Source organism: Chitinophaga sancti (assembly GCF_034087045.1).
Taxonomy (GTDB): Bacteria; Bacteroidota; Bacteroidia; order Chitinophagales; family Chitinophagaceae; genus Chitinophaga; species Chitinophaga sancti_B.
This window is the reverse complement of the sequence record NZ_CP139247.1, coordinates 4,612,871-4,631,340: the sequence shown is the minus strand read 5'-3', so window position 1 is coordinate 4,631,340 and position 18,470 is coordinate 4,612,871. Positions and strand designations below refer to the sequence as shown.

Here is an 18,470-nt window from a genome sequence, read left to right as displayed (position 1 = left end):
AATCAACAATGAAACCTTTCCAAAATTACGGCCCACACTTCATATTCCACTTCGCACTTCAACCTTTTGATACTTTCAGAAATCCCGTCTGGCAGGCATTATACCTTAACTAAACGGTCAATGGTTTCCATGCTGAATTTACAATGGTTTTACGGGCTTTCTTCTATAAATATATTTATTTATCTGAAAAATCAGATCACGCTGCTATTCAGGCATCACTCCATCTTCAAACTCCGCACCGGATCCATCAATGCCGCTTTCATCGCCTGCCCTCCCACGGTCACCATCGCCACCACCATTGCCAATATCCCTGACAAGAGGAACACCCATACATCAATATCTACCCTATAAGCAAACCCATTCAGCCACCTGTTCATCGTCCACCATGCCAATGGCAACGAAAGCAATGTCGCAATCAATACCAGCCTCATAAAGTTGCCGGAAAGCAGCATGGTCACATTATAAACTGACGCGCCCAACACCTTTCGTACCCCCACTTCCTTAATCCGCAATTGTGATGCATATGCAGATACACCAAACAATCCCAAACAGGATACAAAGATCGCAAAGAAAGAAAATACCTTGAATAACTGCATCATCCGCTCCTCCGAAAAATACAACTGATTCAGCTTATCATCTACAAATGTATAAGTAAATACCGCCCCAGGCGACAACGTCCTTATTCTCGACTCCAAAAACCGTAACGTCTGCTGTGTCTGCCCCTGCCTTGTCTTTACGATCAGGTAATTATTACGGAGAGGCTTAAATGCTATCACCAACGGTTCTATTGCTGCATGTAGCGAAGCAAAGTTGAAATCCTTTATAATCCCCACTACATTACCAGTATCTCCATCCAGCACATAAGCTTTGCCAATAGGATCTTTAAATCCCAGGTTCTTCACAGCCGCTTCATTAAGAATAAACTCATGATTTTTACTATCTGAAAAATTCCGGCCAGCGGATAACGGTATATTCAGTGTCGCCAGCAACGTTTCATTTGCCCACATCGCACGGATAGAAGGTTGCTCTGCCTGCTCAGGTGCACTTAAAGGATAAAAAGTCTGTATCGAAAACCGCTCTCCCGGCAGCGTAGAAACCATTGCATAATCAGCAATACCTGAGTAATGCTGAACGTCCTGCACCAAAGCCTCTGCCTGTTCCCACATATTACCATACATTGTCACCGCTATTTGCTGCTCCTTATCAAAGCCCAGGTGCTTATTGTGAAATAGCTGCATCTGCCTGTACATCACCACGGCACTAAAAATCATGAACACTGAAATCGCAAACTGAAAAATAATCAACCCCTTCCTCACTGAATACACGGGCGAGGCGACATCACGCTTTCCCTTCAGTGCCGGCACTGGTTTAAAACCCGTTACAAACCACGCAGGATATGCACTGGCCAATAATCCTATCACCACTACCAACAACAATATAACCCCCATATTAGAAAGGGTAAATAGCTGCTCAATACGCAGTTGCTTCCCACTTAAGTTATTATAGAAAGGCAGGACAACAGCAAATAATAACACCGCCAATAAAGCAGCTGCCAGCGTCACAATAAATGATTCGCCAATAAACTGCCGCAGCAACTGTGACCGCGATGCCCCAATCACTTTCCGCAACCCAATTTCCTTCATCCGGTGAAAAGCCTGCGCCGTGGAGATATTTATAAAGTTCACCGCAGCTATCAACAATATAAACAGCGCAGCTATGGAAAAAATATAAACATAGGTAATACTGCCGTTGGGACTCAGCTCCTTCTCCATATTAGAGTACAGATGTATATCGGTAACAGGGAAGAGATGAAGCTTTCGGCCTGTCCGCACCTCCTGTTCCGTTTCACCACCCGCCATAAAATACCGCACCATAAAACTGGTCAGTTTTGCATTTACACTGCTCAGCGATTGACGATCTTTTAGCAATACATATGTATAAAAAGCATTCCAGGTGCGTCTTTCCAGCGAGTGCTGGTCTATGTAATGGTGAATCGTGTTCATTGACAACAGGTAGTCAAACCGTAAATGGGTAGGAAAAGCGGGTTTGCTTACCACCCCCGTTACCTTCAGCGGCAATTGCCCCACCTCGTCCATAATCACTTTGCCCAGCGGATCTTCCTGACCAAAATACCTGTGCGCCATTTCTTCGGTGATCACGATGGCATCTGTTGCTGTAAGCGCAGTAGCTGCATCCCCTTCTACAAAATGAAGGTCAAAGGTTTTTGTAACACTGGCGTCTGCAAAGAAACCACCTTTTTCCTCAAACCGTTTATTGTTTGCATTACTCAGGATCTGACTGGGATAAGGACGGTAAAAACGGGTAACTGTTTCTATCTCCGGAATAACCTCCGCCATCTGCAAACCAATGGTAGGCGCAGTAGCCGCCCACTGCCGGGTATCTTCTCCCAATCCCTCCATCGTTAACCTGAAAAGCCGGTCTGCTTTAGAATATCCTTTATCATAACGTAGCTCCTCCTTTACATGGAAAATGATCAACAAAGCACATAGTAAGCCCACAGCCAATCCCACGATGTTGATGACAGAGAAAAGCGTATTTTTCCGAAGATTGCGCCAGGCAATCCTGAGATAACTTGTAAGCATACCTGTTTTTTAATTCCGTCAATTGCTGGTTTACTCACCTATTCACTAAATAAGATGCCATTCTGTATCTAATCTGAAGGTCAGTTTATTAAAAGTAAAATATAATATAATGTGTCCGGTTTCGGCTAACTAAAATGTTCGGATTTGAACATTAATTCTTAAATTTAACCCTTCCAAATAAGAATAAATTTGCTTATTTGTAAAGCAGTAATGGTTTTTAACTAAATTACTGCTATGATCATCATGCGCAAACACCACTTTTTACTCTCCTGCATCATTGCTATCACGGCCTTTACAGATGGCTCGCAACAACACCGGAACACCGAAGATGTCAGTGACTATTTTGAGCAGATCCGTCATGATCCATCCTCATTGTCTGCATTTCTAACAGCCATGCCCAAAGGAGCAGACCTGCATCATCATTTCTCCGGGGCCATTTTCGGGGAAACTTACTGGAACGTATTAACGGAAAGTAATGGCTGGATGCAACCCTATACTATAGAAGTAGATACCGCAGGTGCCCTGCACAAAGCCCCCTGGATACACTTTGCCACCCTTAGTAGGGAATCCCGGTTTGACTCCCTCAAACAGGCATTTCTGCGCAAAGCATCTATCAAAGACTATGATCCATCTGCCGGCCCCAGTGACCAGCACTTTTTCTCTACCTTTTCCAGATTTGGTGCAGTGGCAAGATATGATATGAAAACAGGCATGCAGGAGTTCAAACAACGGGCGCTCGCCGAAAATGTAAGCTATATCGAAACTATGCTGGGTGCCCCGGACACCGCTATCCGCCTAGCCGCAGGACCGGCCTGGGAAAAGTCAATAACCGGCGCCTCGTTATCAGATAGTACTACCGTATTTAATACGCTCGATCAGGTATATGCCGCACTGCTGAAAGCAGGTATCGGCAATACTGCCAAAAAATTCTGTCACCACCAGGACCTTCTCCACCAGCAGGCCGCCATTGACGATAGCGTATTTATGCTGCGCTATCAGCTACATGGCAACCGGAACGAACAACCATTAACCGTATACCGAAAACTGCTGATCGCCTTTCAGGCCGCCAGTATGGATTCTCTGATTGTAGGGGTGAACCTGGTTTCTCCGGAGGATGGTGTGATTTCCATGCGGGATTATAGTCTGCATATGCTCATGTTTGCTCACCTGCACCGGCACTTTCCCCACATCAGGTATTCATTGCATGCCGGCGAACTGGCAGCGGGAATGGTGCGTCCGGAACTACTCCGTTATCACATCTCCCAGGCTGTTCTGATAGCAGGTGCACAACGCATTGGCCATGGTGTAGACATCGCTCATGAAGCTGCGTCTATTCCACTGCTGGAAGTGATGCGTGAGCGGAAAGTAGCAGTAGAGATCAACCTGAGTAGCAATGAATTTATCCTGCATGTAAAAAACGACCAACATCCTATCCTGTTTTATCATTCACACAAAGTACCCATTGTCATCAGCACAGACGATGCAGGTGTACTTCGTACTGACTTAACGGAACAATATATTTTGCTGGCCACCAGGTACCCTTCAATACATTATAATGATATCAAAGCAATAGTAAGAAACAGTATCGTATACAGCTTCTTGCAACCGGATTTAAAAGAGCGGAAACTCGGACAACTGGACAGCGCATTCATCAAATTTGAAAACCAGGTGATGTTTCATTAAGCATTACCTGCGTTCTGAATACTCGCCTCGGGTCACTCAGCACACCATTCTTTCGCAATTCCATCGTGCCGTTCATTCAAATAAGATACCGCCCGGTGAATTATCATATGAAAATTGTATAAGAGCAGCTTCACCCATGAGGATCAGGAAAAGGGCAACCTCTTCAGGAACCTGTTAATGTCACGCACCTTTTGATTATATTCGTCCTAAGAATCAATTCATATGAAACTAATGACCTTGTTGCTGGCAATGACCTTTGCAATTACAGCCCGTTCTCAAACCACCATCAATAATTACAAATACGTATTGGTGCCTGAACGCTTTGATATCTTTAAAACGGAGAATCAGTATGGAATAAACATACTTACCAAATCGTTGCTGGAAGGTATAGGATTCGAGGCTTACATGACCGATGATGCATTGCCTGCAGATATTGCCAACAATAAATGTAATGCACTGAAAGCAGACCTAATCGAAAAAAAGAAATTCTTAGCCACCGGCATCACCCTGGTATTAAAAGATTGTCAGGGCAATATTGTTTATAAAAGTGAAGAAGGAAAAAGCCGGGAAAAAGAGTGGCAGGCCGCCTATATGGAAGCAGTAAGAAATGCCTTTGTATCGCTGAATAATGCAAAATACAAATATGATAGCACCGCAGCACCAATAACCGCCAGCATAGCACCTGCGCCAACAGCTACCACTGCTACAACTGCTGCCACTGCTCCCGTGCTCACAGCCGCCACACCTGCTACCCTCGCTGAAAATAAAGACGTATTATATGCGCAGGCTAACGCCAACGGCTATCAATTAATCGATACCTCTCCTAAAAAAATAATGACGTTGCTCAAAACCTCACAACCGGATAATTTTATTGCCGATGATGGTGTAGCAAAAGGAATTGTATTTAGAAAAAACGGGGAATGGTTTTTTGAATATTATAAAGATGACAAACTCGTTTCGCAGAAACTAAATATTAAATTCTAACAGAGGGGGATGTATCATAAGTTGCCGGAAGGCTCTTGGAATTACATGTACGAAAATTCTCTCCATCAGGTACCCAAATTAACGGGGGCTGTCTCGAAGTTTTGAGACAGCCCCCGTTAATTTAGGTACCTGGTAATGGTAGGTAGTCTATTAAAATACCATGCGAAGAAACCAGGTCTGAGGAAACACGGATAAAATAACCTAGCTTACATAAAATTGTTCATCCCTTCTATATATAACATGGAACCTTCACTCATCTCCCCCCACTCCGGCAAAACGCTCTCCATCATGGGCGGTACCTACCGTATCGTTATCCCCAGCAAGGATACCAACCATGAATATGCAGTCATAGAAATGGTCGTTCCCCCTGGTGGAGGCCCTAACCCACATTCACATAAAGACTTCCATGAATCCTTCCATGTACTTGAAGGAGAAGTCGAATTTACCACTGCAGATGGCACTGTGACCGCTGCTACAGGAACCACAATCGTCATTCCCAAAGGCGGAGCAGTACATAACTTTAAAAACAAATCGGATAAATTAGCCCGCCTCTGGTGCACAGTCGTTCCCGGCAGATTGGATGAGTTTTTTGAAGAAGCGGAGGCCACCCACGGAGATATCAGCAAACTGGAAGCCATTTCGATTAAATATGGACAAGTCCTGCTGCCGCCGGATTATTGGGAAAAATAGGTCGTCCCCTTACTATAGCAGCACCTTTTTGGGGCTGAAAGCAAAATATAACCTGTCCATTTAACATTTTTCAAACAATACAGTATCTCTACAGAATACCCCTCTAAGTTTGCCCCAGCAAATTCAAAATGTGCATATGAAGTTATCGCTGGTCTTAGCAATCTTACTATTAGGATGGACTTATTCATCGGGGCAGAACAAAATAAAAGGCCTTGTCCTGAACAAAGACAATCACCAACCCGTAGCCTACGCCACCATTATTATAAACGACCCAACCACCGGTAAAACCGTCAATGGCTCCGTCGCCAACGACCAGGGAGCCTTTGAAGTCAGCAACCTGAAAAAAGGGAAATATAACCTGACCATAGATTTCATTGGCTACACCCGTCAGGAACTAAAAGGCATCAATGCGCCCCAGGATCTGGGCACTATATATATGGTCGCCGCCGGCAAATCGCTCAATGAGGTAGTGGTCACTTCCCGCGCCCCTGCTATTGAGAACAAAACCGACCGCGTCGTTTACAACGTAGCTACAGACATCACCTCACAGGGTGGCGTGGCTACCGATGTACTCAAAAAGATACCACAGGTCACTGTCGATATTGATGGCAATGTAGAACTACAGGGTAATTCAAATATCCGTTTCCTCATCAATGGAAAACCCTCTTCCATGTTTGGCAACAGTCTGGCGGACGCGCTGGCCGCCATTCCCGCCAGCCAGATCAAAAGCATTGAAGCCATCACCAGCCCTGGTGCAAAGTACGATGCACAGGGCACAGGCGGCATCATCAACATCATCCTGAAAGACAACCCTATGCAGGGTATGAATGGCAACGTCTCCCTCAGCGCAGGCACCCGGCTTGAAAACGGCGCTGTCAACCTGAACTTCAGGAAAAATAAATTCGGGATGAATGTATTCTTCAGCGGCAATGAACAACTCACGTCTCACACCCCGTCTACCCGCACCCGCTACACCTTCGATACTAAAACGAAGATGACGCAGGAAACCAATACCGACTTTAGCAGAAAAGCCTACCAGACAGGCTTTGGCTTTGACTATGGCAACCTGGCCGGTGGTTTTTCGTATAGCTACTTCGGTAACCGCTCCATTGCCAGCACCTACCAACAACCCGGTGATATCTATTTCACCTCCGATACCCGTAACCACACCGGCTCCCGGGACTGGAACCTCGGCTATCGCAAACAATTTAAAAAAGAAGGCAGAGAACTCTACTTTCTCTACAGTGGCAGTAGCGGTAGTCCATATACCAGTTTTGTTCAGGGCGAAACACATAGCTGGACACCCGGTCTTGACTTACAACATAACTTCTCCGTAGATTATTCGCACAAGGTGAATCAGCACTTATCCTTCGAAAGTGGCGCCAAAGTGATCCTCCATCATTTCAACAACACCGCCACTTCAATCCCGGATACAACGCAATCATATGTATTCGACTACAAAATGAACATCTACGCCGCTTATATTTCTGCTAAGTTCTCCCTCTTCCATAACTTTGATGTCGTAGCCGGTGGCCGGTATGAATACACCACTATCGTCATGGGCAATATCCCTTCTTATGGCGAATTCCTGCCTGCTGTAAATATCTCGCGTAAGATCGGCGAGGATCAAATCATCAAACTGGCCTTCACCCGCCGTATAGAAAGGCCTGACAAGGAACTGAACCCCTTTGTTAATCTCAGCGATCCTTACAATATTACCATGGGAAATCCTTACCTGAAACCAGAAATAGGCAATAATACGGAACTGGGTTATAGCCACGATTTCAAACCAGGGGGCAACATGTATGTAGGAATTATGGAAAGGATTAATACCAATGACCTGAAGACCTACACTGCCTACTACGCTACCTACGCTGTTGGTGATTCTATTTATAAAGATGTTACCGTCACCACCCGCCAAAACATAGGTGAAGAATACAGTACTGGCCTGATCCTCACCAGCTCTCTACCCCTTACTAAGCACCTGAATATCCGGGAGAACCTGATGGTGATCAACAAACATGTGGTGAATCACCTGGATAATGGTAATAAAACCGACGGTCTTAGCTGGCGCCTGAATGTAAACGCAGCCTATTCCTTGCCCAAAAACCTCGTAGCCGAAGCTTTTGGCGAATATCGTTCTGCCTGGAACAGCATTCAGGGACGTGTACCACAGGTGATCAATTATACAGTGGCTTTCAGAAAACTCTTCTGGCACAAGAACGCCAGCATTGGTCTGACAGCCACGAATCCTTTTAACCAGTATATCCGTCAGCACACAACGCTTAGTACATCGAACTACACGGGTACTTACCTGCGTATGGTGCCTTATCGTTCATTCGGTATCAGTATGTCGTACAAGTTTGGAAAGCTGCAATTCAGGAAAGAGAAGGAGCATGGGGAGGATTATTTAAATAACCCGCCTACCATGTAAGGATAATTGTTTTATAGCAAAGGATAGTTGCCATCATACCGGTAATTATCCTTTGCCAATACATAGCACTCCAGAAGGCGCTCCAAACCCTTAATTTTTGCAAATTGATAAATTTTAACATTTCTATATCAATTTTTCAAACCGCACTGTCCGATACCTCGTCCGGCCCAACCATGATCATGTTTGTCATGCCCTGCAAGCCATGCGCCGGTTTTTGCAGCAATGCGGATGGCCTTACCCAATTGGGGCTTACTGGACCCATCCATACTACCAATCCTGAAAATCCATTCTGTCGGACCATGCATTTTGTCTACAAAACCGGGCGGTACCCCGACCAATATACTGGCGAAGCACGGACATTTGTGGCCGCAAACCAGAGATTTCTTCCCGGGTTGAGGGCACCTATTGGTTAACTCTTCAATAAATTCTATCTTCGGCGTCTCAATCACCTGCTTGAGGCAAATACAATCGACTAATACTTAAACATGAAGAAAATCATCTTAGCATTTGGGTTACTCAGTATTTCATACACAACCTTCGCCCAAAGCACACTGAAGAGTGCTGTTGCGAAATCAACAGATTACCTGGTAATCCAGGCTGGTTATGTGAATATGAACGGTACCGGTGCCTCTTCCCTTCATATGGGCTTTAACAGAACCCTCAATGTCGCGCTCATGTATGATATTCCTTTGAGCGAAAGTAAATTCAGTCTCGGTGCCGGTTTAGGAGTAGGTTCTGATCATTACTACTTTAGTAAAGAAAAGATTGATATCACCAATACGACATCACCATCCAGAACAGCATCAGATAATTACAAGCATTCCAAGATGGCGACTACTTACCTTGAAATTCCGTTGGAACTGCGTTTCCATCAACGCAAGGACGATCTCAACAAAGGTTTCAAAGTGGGTGTGGGTGTAAAAACAGGTTATCTCCTGAATGCACATACACGTTTAGTCAATAACCAGACAGGCCACAACGTTACAGAAGTGGAAAGCAGCAAGTACTGGTTTAACACCATCCGGTTTGCAGGTACAGCGAGGATTGGTTGGGGCAACTATGCCATATTTGGTACTTATGCGCTGAACGATATATTCAAATCCAATAATACTTATGCTGTAAAGGCATATACAGTGGGAATTAGCTTCGGTGGTTTCTAATAAAAAGTTATTGTAAAAAAGAGGAACTCATTAATAAATGAAACTCCTGAGAAACGCATAAAAAAGAATCTGGCTCCATCAGGTATCCGAATTAAAAGAGGGTGTATCTAATTTAGATACATCCTCTTTTAATTTTTATTACATTCATACATCCGGTTACAATCTCCTTACATCCGGTTACCTCCATCTACTATCAGAACCTGACCTTTGTTATCAAATTTCATAATCATGAATGTAGAAAAAAACAAGGCCCTCATCTCGCATTTTGACACTGTCTGTATTGAACAAAATAACACCGTTGCGATGGATGAACTCGTATCCGACCAGGTGATTAACCATGCAGCCGAACCGGGCACGCCAAATGGGAAAGACAGCTTTCATCACTTTTTGCATGCATTGCATACGGGGTTATCAAACATTAAAGTGACTAAATTACGGCAGATTGCAGAAAATGACCTGGTAGTTACACATAAGTTGATCAGCGGTACCCATAGCGGGAATTTATTTGGGATCGCAGCAACAGGTGAGCCGATTACCTTTGAAGCAATTGAAATTATCAGGATAGAAGATGGAAAGTATGCAGAGCATTGGGTACAGAGCGATTTTGGGATGGCGTTAGGCAAGTTGAAAGGCCATTGATAGGTTTACAAAAATACATGCACCTTTCTGCCTGTAACAAATTTAAAAGCCGTTAAACTACGTAGCTTTAAATGATGAAAAACACATCACCTGTCCGCATCCGTTCCATCAGCGAACTACATCGACTCAGGAAATTCCCGCCACCCATGCACCCATCCATCAGTGTGCTGGAATTAACAGCTGTCAATGCTGAGTTTCTGGAAGTCTCCAAATCCATGGTATTTGACTTTTATGTGATCGCGCTCAAACGGAATTTCAATCTTAATCTGAAATACGGACAACATCGTTATGACTTTGACGAAGGCGTTCTCTATTTCATGTCTCCCGGACAGGTATTTGGCATGGGGCAGGATGCGGCAGGTGACACCAATGAAGTAAAGGGATGGATGCTCCTGATCCATCCTGACTTTCTCTGGCACACCCCACTGGCAAAGGATATCAAAAGATATGAATACTTCGGCTATTCAGTGAACGAAGCACTGTTCTTATCTGACAAGGAAGAAGCGACCATCGTAAGCATTCTTCAAAACATCCGGCAGGAATACCAGGCCAATATGGATCAGTTTAGTCAGCATATTATTATCAACCATGTGGAAGCTTTACTCAACTACGCCGACCGTTTTTATCACAGGCAATTCCTGACACGTAACATTGCGAATCATCAGGTATTGGAACGATTAGACGATCTGCTGAAAGAAGCATTTTCCAGTACAAACCTTCTCACTTCAGGCGTGCCCACAGTACAGCAGATCGCCGACCAATTGCATCTTTCACGCAATTATCTCAGTTCATTGTTGACTATAGCAACGGGGCGCAATACCCAGCAGCATATTCAGGATAAAATGATTGAGGTAGCAAGGGAACGGATATCAACAACAACATTGTCAGTTAGTGAGATCGCTTACGAACTGGGATTTGAGCATCCGCAATCATTTAGTAGAATTTTCAAAGCGAAAACGGGAATGTCACCGATGGCATTTCGGGAGTCGTTCAGTTAGTAATCACTAATGATAATATCCCACCAGGGTTCCTATTCTCTCTGTATATAAAAAGAATTTTCAGAATCTCTACAGAATCTCCCCTCACCTTTGTAAAATCCCAAGTGATTGTCAGCTATTTACAGCTTACAAAACAAGGCTTCATATGCCAAAAATAAATATCTTAAAATTATCTTAAAATCAACACTTTAACAACCTTTTCACACCATATCTATTTACTTCGTATCGCCATAAGATAAGGAAGCAAAATGGCACTAATAATATGAAAGTACTGTTAATTGCATTGTCATGCCTATGGACATTTACCACACCCGTGTGGGAAACAGATTTTGAAAAGGCCAGACAGACAGCGGTGAACAATCATCACCTGATTCTATTAAACTTTTCAGGATCTGACTGGTGTGGTCCTTGTATCCGGCTTAAAAATGAATTTTTTAATAATACTGCCTTTCTAACCTTTGCCGATCAGCAATTAGTACTACTTAACGCAGATTTCCCCCGTTCAAAAAAGAACCAGTTGAGTAAGGAACAACAAAAACGAAATGATACCCTGGCGGACAAATATAATCCCGAAGGTCATTTCCCTTACACACTGTTACTCGACGAAAATGGCAAGGTATTAAAGACCTGGGAAGGGGTTCCCAATACTACACCTGAAGGTTTTGTCGATCAGCTTAAAAACACCTTCCATGCAACAGGAAAATGATGTTGTATGCCTGACAGAACAGGTATACAGAAAGGTACTGAAACTCATGGGCAACCGTTTTGAGCTCACGGTTGTATGCGATAATGAGCAAAAAGCCTCGGCCCACATTCATGCTGCCATTGAAGAAATACGTCGTATTGAACGCCTGCTCACCACCTTTAATGAAGAAAGTCAGACGTCCCTGATCAACCGGAATGCCGGTATGCAGCCTGTAGTAGTAGATAGGGAAGTCTGCGAATTAATTTTGCGGGCAGCTAAAATATCCCGTATTACACAAGGCGCATTTGACCTGAGTTACGGATCTGTAGATAAAAGTCTGTGGAATTTCGATCAGCAAATGACTGCATTACCCGATCCGGATATTGCCCGGGAGATGGTAAAGCTGATCGATTACCGGAATATAATGGTCAACCCTGCCTCCAATGAAGTCATGCTCCTAAAGAAGGGCATGCGTATTGGTTTTGGGGGTATAGGAAAAGGGTATGCCGCAGAATGTGCGAAGCAACTGTTGCGCCAGAGAGGGGTACACAGCGGCATCGTCAATGCTGCAGGGGATCTGACTGCCTGGGGCACACAACCGGATGGTACGCCCTGGACCGTAGGTATTGCAGATCCCGATAGTACGCACCATCCCTTCTCTTATCTCAACATCTCTGATCAGGCAATTGCTACCTCCGGCAATTATGAGAAATATGTAATCATAAAAGGGAAAAAGTATTCACATACCATTGATCCGAAAACAGGACTACCTGTCACCGGTATCAAAAGTGTATCCATTATCAGCACCAATGCTGAAATAGCAGATGCCATGGCCACCCCCGTGATGATCATGGGCATCAGGGCCGGCCTGAATATGATTAACCAGATTAAACAGATTGCCTGCATCATCGTCGACAACCAGAATAAATTATTTACTTCAGATAATATCCAACTGCAATGATCAAAACAACCTGTACGCTAATAGTGCTGGGTAGCATCACCGCGATCCTACTGGCCTCCTGTACAACCGTGAAAGAATACCAGAAGAATCGCCTGAATGATGGTGAGATGACGCTGGGCAACCGCAAGGTGGAAAAAACAGAATTGAGTTTCGAATCTTACCGGGAAGGTGCCTCCGGGGCTAATGGAGCTAAAAGTGGCGGTGGATGTGGTTGTAACTAAACAAGCTATATGAAAAAACTGAACCTCGCTATACTGGCAATGTTCGCAGGTATATTGTATGCGCATGCTCAAACGCCTGCCGATTCCGGCACCTACAAAAACCGGAAATTACAACTGGAAGAAGTAAATATCATTTCCAGCTACTACCACCAGGATGGTGATCATGCAGCGGTGACAGGTGGTATTGGCACACAAAACCTAACAGATCTGTCCAATTCCATACAGGTCACACTTTCCAAATATGACAAACGTGATCGTAAGCATACCTGGAATGTAGAACTGGGAATTGATCACTACACTTCTGCTTCGTCTGACAAGATAGATCCTAAAACGATTTCTTCTGCCTCTTCTGCTGATACGCGGTTTTACCCGTCTGTATCCTGGGAAATGGAGAATAAAAATGGGACGACTGTAGGTGCAGGGGTTTCTTTCTCTCATGAATTTGACTATCAGTCCATCGGTGCAAGCCTGTTGTTTGCACAGAAGACACATAATAAAATGGGAGAATTTTCGCTTAAACTGCAAACCTACCAGGACAACCTGAAACTGATATATCCCATAGAATTGAGAACAGATGGAGGCGGAAATGGAGAACATGAAGACTACGCTACGGCAGGAAGGAAAACCTATAGCGGCAGCGTGTCCTGGTCCCAGATTGTCAACTCCCGGTTCCAGCTGATGTTTTTGATGGATGTCATCTATCAATCCGGATATCTTGGCTTACCATTTCATAGGGTGTATTTCAATGATAATAGTGTGCATGTGGAGAAATTACCAGATAGCAGGCTGAAGATACCGTTAGGGTTACGGGCAAATTATTTCCTGGGTGATAAAGTAGTACTGAGAGGATATTATCGGTATTACCATGATAACTGGAGCATCACCGCACATACTGCGAGTCTTGAGACCTCTGTGAAGTTGTCTCCTTTTTATTCGGTTACGCCTTTTTACAGGTATAATCATCAGGTGGGTACAAAATACTTTGCAGGCTACCAGGCGCATACCAGTGCGGATGAATATTATACCAGCAATTATGATTTGTCTGGTTTTGACAGTCATTTCTTTGGTGCAGGAATACGTATGATGCCTCCACATGGGGTGTTTGGCTGGCAGCATTTTAATATGCTGGAATTGAGGTATGGGCATTATACGCAAACTAATGGATTGCAGGCGAATATTGTTTCGCTGAATCTGAAGTTTAAATAATGTTTGCGGGTGGAGTTGTTCACCCGCAAACATTTATTGTTAGATATTTCCTGTAAATCAATTACGGCTTATAAGGAAGCTGTATTCCGGCGCAAACGTTCTCAGTTCCTGCATACCAACCGCCGGCCATTAGTTGCTCAGTCAATAACCAGGTTAAAAAGGCAAATTATACTGTCCATACAATGCTTTATTCTCAATACTCTTTGCAAAATTGGGGGTTTCTTCCCTATTATGCGCATCAGATGCCTCCTGCCTTGCCTGTGCCGCTGCGGCAAGACTAATTCCATGTTCTTTTATAAAAGCCATAAATTCAGGCGTAGCCGTAGCATGAATTGTATTTGTATACCGACAGGTCAGATCGTCAATGCGTTCTGCTCTAAGCTCCCACAACACCTGCACTTTTGATTTTCCACTGGCAGTGATCGTATCAGAAACAGACAACATACGGCAGTAATCCGGTTGAGCTACTGTAGCTACATAATGCTGTACTACCAGCGCATTCCCAATGGTCTCTACATTAATAGACATCGGAGTTCCGTCAAAAGTAGTAGTAACACCTGCTGCAATGTGATTGATTGAACAACGTTGATATTCCGCATCAGGTAAATTTAATAACCAGTCAGCAATATTTACTTTCTCAATAGGGGCATTGATAATGGCGCTTACTACAGAGGCAGACAATGCATTTTCAGGTGTTTGTGTGATTTCCATGATCATTCGTTTTTGTTGATACAAAGCTGCGAAGAATAAATGGTCCGGATAAACTCATTTTTTCTATTTTGTAAATCGTAACTTTCGATTATGGAACTGAGGCAATTAAAATACTTTATCCGGGCAGCAGAATTACAAAACTTTACAGATGCGGCCAATGAATTGTACATTACGCAAAGTACCCTTTCGCAGCAGATCAAGCAGCTGGAAAATACACTGGGGGTTTTGTTATTCGACAGACTGGGAAAACGGATACGATTAACCGAAGCGGGAAATCTTTTTTTGCCTCATGCATATAAGACCGTGATGCAGGCAACAGAAGGGCAGCAGGTTTTGAATGACCTGATAGACCTGAAAACCGGGGTACTGAATATAGGGAGCACTTATGGATTGTCTGCCTTGCTGGTAAAAGCATTACCAACTTTCAGGAGCATGTACCCCCAGATTGTAGTCAATATCATATTCGGATCCACTAACGAGTTGTTACAGAAACTGGACAAAGGGACAGTAGATTGTATGTTGTCATTTATGGAAACCAATGATGACGGGCAACTGGAAATACATCGGTTATTTATAGCCAATCTATCATTGATCACGCATGAAAGCCATCAGATGGCTGGTAATAAAAAAATCAAACTGACGGAGATCGGTGGACTAACACTGGCTTTGCCATCAGCAGGTTTCAGCATTCGCCAGTTATTTGACAAGGTAGTGGCAGAAACAGGGGTGCAATTGAATATAGATATGGAAGTGAATGATATCAATACGCTCCTGCAGTTGGCCGACACTAAAAACTGGTGTACGGTTTTAATGAATAGCTCATTATTTGGATTTCCTGCTTTACGGGCGATACCCATTCAGCATAGTGATTTTAAAAGACATGCGACTATTGTGTTTTCTGCGAAGTATTACAGAAAACATGCACTAATGGCATTTAATAAGATCCTGAAAGATGGCGCAAAGGAATTCAATCCAAAATAGGAGGTCAGATTATTCCAGTTTCACCTCCCTGACCGTCTCATTTCCGGGCAAATCGACCGCTACAACGACTACCTTACCTCCTGCCGGTAAACTGGCTGCCTTATAATACCAATCCACCCCATTCCTGCCCAAAATCGCCTTTCCTCTTTCCAGGATGTCACCCGCAGCATCAACCACCCGTACATCCACTTCTGCTACCCTGAATTCGTCTTTTGCCGGCACGACCACAGTTGTGTCTTCAAACCGGATATCCTGCACCTCAGGAGACTTATAAGCATCCTTTACAGCCATATTATAAGCATTCTGTCCGGGGCCGGCCAGCGACTTATAATACGCCTTTATTTCCGGGTCCTGGAGGATCACCCGCGCATACGCCGCTGCTACCTGCATTTTATACCTGGCTTCCAGCTGTTTCTTTGTTGGTTTTTTCTTTGACGGGCCGCGTTTTTTCGCCATAATAATCTGCCCGTTCCTTTCGTAAATCGTGATTTGATCGCCGAGTGTACCCCGAACAACCTGAAGAAGTATGTTGTCTTTAACAATCGCCATAACAAACAATTTTTAAGGTTACAGGAATAATATTACAACTTAGGTCGGAACTATAGCACAACTCCGTTACCAATTGAGTATTAATACGCCATTAAAAGTACACCTCAATATCGAATTGATATAGAAATGTACTTTTAATGTACTTATGGTAATGAGATGGTATTAAACCTTCACCGATATCACACCGGTTGGCAACACAAAAAAGCTGTTCCAACCCTAAGTCTGGAACAGCTTTATAAAAAAACGAGTGAACACACTGAATTACTTTTGATACAACTTTCGATTCATTACTGAATACCTATATGCATTGTACCATATGCCCTACGGGCCTCTTCTGTCTTAGGCAGGTATAATTTCAGGATACCATTATTGTATTTTGCTTCCACTCTATCTTTGACTACACTCGCTGGCAGTCTGAAGCTCCTGGAGAAGCTGCTGTAATTATACTCCTGTCTGGCAGGGGTTTCTTCCTTTTCTTCGGTATCTGCGCTGATTGTCAGCACATCACCTTCAATGCCAATCTTAAAGTCTTCTTTGTTCATTCCCGGTGCTGCAACGGTCAGTTTAAACTTATTTTTTTCTTCTGTAATATTTACAGCCGGAACGGTAGCAGTAATGATTCTGCCGCCATTAAAATCAAAGAAATCTATCCAGGGTTTAATGTATTCATTGAAGACGGCAGGCACGACAGGAGCTGCCTTGGTTAATTCCTTAGACATAGTTACCTCCTTGTTTTTAATATTATTGGGGATTGTAATTGGTTAGTTAACAATATGAATGTACATCTTGTTTAATAGTGAAAACAATGATCCCATATATGATAAATAATGATTTCCATCACCTTTCATATCACCCTGGAAAGTGATATTCATCATTGATTCCAATACCTTTATTGTGTTAACTTCAGCCAGATCATAAAATGGGTTCCACGTTTAATTTATAAAGTGCTTTTTTAATATATGATAACAGAAAGGTAGTGAGCGTAATTACTACCCTTCTCATCAATGACTTTAAAACTTTCACATCATGAAAAAGATGCTCGCCGTCATAGATGCTGTCAACTATACAGCAAAACAACTGGACGTTATCGCCACAGTTACTTCTTTACCCGAACATACCCTGACACTGCTGCTACTGGAAGACACCAAAAGTGCCGGCCAGTTGTTATCGGCCAGTAGTATTGAAGGATTGGCCGGTAAATATTATGAAACAATAAAGAAGAGTGAGATTGAAAAAAAGGAGATTATTGAAGACAATTACCTTGCCCTGAAAAAGGATTGTAAAGAAAGGGAACTATCCTGTACTATCAAAAAAATCAAAGGTATTGCAGAAGAGGAAGTCATAACTGAAAGCCGTTTTGCAGATCTGCTCATTATCGGGAAAGCGCTTTCCTTCCCATTCCTGTTTGATACGAATCCAACAGGGTTTGTAAAAAACATGCTTCTCCATGCGCAATGCCCGGTAATGGTGTTGCCTGAGGAACCACATGCTGCTAATGGCGTGGCATTTTGTTATAATGGAACGTACTCATCCATGTATGCGATCAGGGCATTTGCGGCGCTGTTTCCTGAGTTGGTAACCAGGCATTGTGAGATTGTATATGTCTGCGAAAAAGGAGAGAAAACGATACCGCTAAAAACACAATTGCAGGAGTACCTGAAAGCATATAATGCACATGTGACTTACAAAATTCTGACAGGCCAGGCAGATAAAGCTATACAGACCTACCTGGAAACAAAAACAGAGCTGATCAGTACATTTGGAGCATATGGCCGCAGCAGGGTATCAAGGTTTTTTAACAGCAGCAGTGCTGATAATATTATACGTAATTTAAAGGGGCCGGTATTTATTACTCATCCTACAGGTCATGTATGAGATTGGGGGGAAGGTGATTCCCCCTTATTTTAAATTTTGTAAGGAGGTTAAGGAATTCAGGTATGGAGATATTCTCTCCGCGGCTGGAAA

At 43.5% G+C, this 18,470-nt stretch carries 17 protein-coding genes; 13 read left to right on the top strand and 4 right to left on the bottom strand.

Annotated elements, in window-relative coordinates:
- Positions 1-215: 215 nt before the first annotated feature.
- A complete protein-coding gene (locus tag SIO70_RS18855) occupies positions 216-2,603 on the bottom strand; it encodes an ABC transporter permease (protein ID WP_320573244.1) in 2,388 nt (795 codons plus the stop codon).
- A gap of 234 nt (positions 2,604-2,837) precedes the next feature.
- Here SIO70_RS18855 and SIO70_RS18850 point away from each other — a divergent pair, with 234 nt between their 5' ends.
- From SIO70_RS18850 to SIO70_RS18800, 11 genes are all read left to right on the top strand, one after another.
- Positions 2,838-4,286: a hypothetical protein gene (locus tag SIO70_RS18850; RefSeq protein WP_320573242.1), complete on the top strand. Its 1,449-nt coding sequence runs from the start codon at positions 2,838-2,840 to the stop codon at positions 4,284-4,286.
- A 222-nt stretch (positions 4,287-4,508) separates the two neighbouring features.
- Positions 4,509-5,270 (top strand): hypothetical protein, encoded by a 762-nt coding sequence (locus SIO70_RS18845; RefSeq protein WP_320573241.1) that lies wholly within the window; start codon positions 4,509-4,511, stop codon positions 5,268-5,270.
- Between the two features lie 240 nt (positions 5,271-5,510).
- Positions 5,511-5,960: a cupin domain-containing protein gene (locus SIO70_RS18840; protein WP_320573239.1), complete on the top strand. Its 450-nt coding sequence runs from the start codon at positions 5,511-5,513 to the stop codon at positions 5,958-5,960.
- 136 nt (positions 5,961-6,096) lie between these two features.
- Complete coding sequence (locus SIO70_RS18835) at positions 6,097-8,394, top strand: TonB-dependent receptor domain-containing protein (RefSeq protein WP_320573237.1); 2,298 nt, start codon at positions 6,097-6,099, stop codon at positions 8,392-8,394.
- A gap of 485 nt (positions 8,395-8,879) precedes the next feature.
- Positions 8,880-9,554, top strand: coding sequence for a porin family protein (locus tag SIO70_RS18830; RefSeq protein ID WP_320573235.1), 675 nt, complete (start codon positions 8,880-8,882; stop codon positions 9,552-9,554).
- Between the two features lie 228 nt (positions 9,555-9,782).
- Positions 9,783-10,193 (top strand): ester cyclase, encoded by a 411-nt coding sequence (locus SIO70_RS18825; RefSeq protein WP_320573233.1) that lies wholly within the window; start codon positions 9,783-9,785, stop codon positions 10,191-10,193.
- A gap of 71 nt (positions 10,194-10,264) precedes the next feature.
- Positions 10,265-11,191 (top strand): helix-turn-helix transcriptional regulator, encoded by a 927-nt coding sequence (locus SIO70_RS18820; RefSeq protein ID WP_320573231.1) that lies wholly within the window; start codon positions 10,265-10,267, stop codon positions 11,189-11,191.
- Between the two features lie 262 nt (positions 11,192-11,453).
- A complete protein-coding gene (locus SIO70_RS18815; protein ID WP_320573229.1) occupies positions 11,454-11,897 on the top strand; it encodes a thioredoxin family protein in 444 nt (147 codons plus the stop codon).
- A complete protein-coding gene (locus SIO70_RS18810; RefSeq protein ID WP_320573227.1) occupies positions 11,881-12,837 on the top strand; it encodes an FAD:protein FMN transferase in 957 nt (318 codons plus the stop codon). The genes SIO70_RS18815 and SIO70_RS18810 overlap by 17 nt, the downstream gene beginning before the upstream one ends.
- Positions 12,834-13,058: a DUF4266 domain-containing protein gene (locus SIO70_RS18805; RefSeq protein ID WP_320573226.1), complete on the top strand. Its 225-nt coding sequence runs from the start codon at positions 12,834-12,836 to the stop codon at positions 13,056-13,058. Before SIO70_RS18810 ends, SIO70_RS18805 begins: the two co-directional genes overlap by 4 nt.
- Before the next feature lie 9 nt (positions 13,059-13,067).
- On the top strand, positions 13,068-14,264 hold the full coding sequence (locus tag SIO70_RS18800) for a DUF3570 domain-containing protein (protein WP_320573224.1): 1,197 nt from the start codon (positions 13,068-13,070) through the stop codon (positions 14,262-14,264).
- Between the two features lie 153 nt (positions 14,265-14,417).
- On the opposite strand, the gene SIO70_RS18795 is transcribed toward SIO70_RS18800, so the two are convergent.
- Positions 14,418-14,975 (bottom strand): hypothetical protein, encoded by a 558-nt coding sequence (locus tag SIO70_RS18795; protein ID WP_320573222.1) that lies wholly within the window; start codon positions 14,973-14,975, stop codon positions 14,418-14,420.
- 90 nt (positions 14,976-15,065) lie between these two features.
- On the opposite strand from SIO70_RS18795, the gene SIO70_RS18790 reads away from it, so the two are divergent.
- Positions 15,066-15,956: a LysR substrate-binding domain-containing protein gene (locus tag SIO70_RS18790; protein ID WP_320573220.1), complete on the top strand. Its 891-nt coding sequence runs from the start codon at positions 15,066-15,068 to the stop codon at positions 15,954-15,956.
- A 9-nt stretch (positions 15,957-15,965) separates the two neighbouring features.
- Here the strand turns inward: SIO70_RS18790 and SIO70_RS18785 are convergent, their stop codons facing one another.
- The gene (locus tag SIO70_RS18785) at positions 15,966-16,505 is read right to left on the bottom strand and encodes a hypothetical protein (protein ID WP_320573218.1); all 540 of its coding nucleotides are present in this window, start codon (positions 16,503-16,505) and stop codon (positions 15,966-15,968) included.
- Positions 16,506-16,792: 287 nt separating this feature from the next.
- Entirely contained in the window at positions 16,793-17,224 is a 432-nt protein-coding gene (locus tag SIO70_RS18780; RefSeq protein ID WP_320573217.1) for an Hsp20/alpha crystallin family protein, read from the bottom strand.
- Positions 17,225-17,531: 307 nt separating this feature from the next.
- Between SIO70_RS18780 and SIO70_RS18775 the strand changes: the two genes are divergently transcribed.
- Entirely contained in the window at positions 17,532-18,380 is an 849-nt protein-coding gene (locus SIO70_RS18775; protein ID WP_320573215.1) for a universal stress protein, read from the top strand.
- Positions 18,381-18,470 lie beyond the last annotated feature (90 nt).

Excerpts from the sequence above, each read along its gene's own strand:
- SIO70_RS18825 (WP_320573233.1), top strand. The coding sequence starts at position 9,783 with ATGAATGTAGAAAAAAACAAGGCCCTCATCTCGCATTTTGACACTGTC.
- SIO70_RS18810 (WP_320573227.1), top strand. The coding sequence starts at position 11,881 with ATGCAACAGGAAAATGATGTTGTATGCCTGACAGAACAGGTATACAGA.
- SIO70_RS18840 (WP_320573239.1), top strand. The coding sequence starts at position 5,511 with ATGGAACCTTCACTCATCTCCCCCCACTCCGGCAAAACGCTCTCCATC.
- SIO70_RS18835 (WP_320573237.1), top strand. The coding sequence starts at position 6,097 with ATGAAGTTATCGCTGGTCTTAGCAATCTTACTATTAGGATGGACTTAT.
- SIO70_RS18795 (WP_320573222.1), bottom strand. The coding sequence starts at position 14,975 with ATGGAAATCACACAAACACCTGAAAATGCATTGTCTGCCTCTGTAGTA.
- SIO70_RS18830 (WP_320573235.1), top strand. The coding sequence starts at position 8,880 with ATGAAGAAAATCATCTTAGCATTTGGGTTACTCAGTATTTCATACACA.
- SIO70_RS18820 (WP_320573231.1), top strand. The coding sequence starts at position 10,265 with ATGATGAAAAACACATCACCTGTCCGCATCCGTTCCATCAGCGAACTA.
- SIO70_RS18805 (WP_320573226.1), top strand. The coding sequence starts at position 12,834 with ATGATCAAAACAACCTGTACGCTAATAGTGCTGGGTAGCATCACCGCG.
- SIO70_RS18780 (WP_320573217.1), bottom strand. The coding sequence starts at position 17,224 with ATGTCTAAGGAATTAACCAAGGCAGCTCCTGTCGTGCCTGCCGTCTTC.
- SIO70_RS18775 (WP_320573215.1), top strand. The coding sequence starts at position 17,532 with ATGAAAAAGATGCTCGCCGTCATAGATGCTGTCAACTATACAGCAAAA.
- SIO70_RS18785 (WP_320573218.1), bottom strand. The coding sequence starts at position 16,505 with ATGGCGATTGTTAAAGACAACATACTTCTTCAGGTTGTTCGGGGTACA.
- SIO70_RS18845 (WP_320573241.1), top strand. The coding sequence starts at position 4,509 with ATGAAACTAATGACCTTGTTGCTGGCAATGACCTTTGCAATTACAGCC.
- SIO70_RS18850 (WP_320573242.1), top strand. The coding sequence starts at position 2,838 with ATGATCATCATGCGCAAACACCACTTTTTACTCTCCTGCATCATTGCT.
- SIO70_RS18855 (WP_320573244.1), bottom strand. The coding sequence starts at position 2,603 with ATGCTTACAAGTTATCTCAGGATTGCCTGGCGCAATCTTCGGAAAAAT.
- SIO70_RS18815 (WP_320573229.1), top strand. The coding sequence starts at position 11,454 with ATGAAAGTACTGTTAATTGCATTGTCATGCCTATGGACATTTACCACA.
- SIO70_RS18790 (WP_320573220.1), top strand. The coding sequence starts at position 15,066 with ATGGAACTGAGGCAATTAAAATACTTTATCCGGGCAGCAGAATTACAA.
- SIO70_RS18800 (WP_320573224.1), top strand. The coding sequence starts at position 13,068 with ATGAAAAAACTGAACCTCGCTATACTGGCAATGTTCGCAGGTATATTG.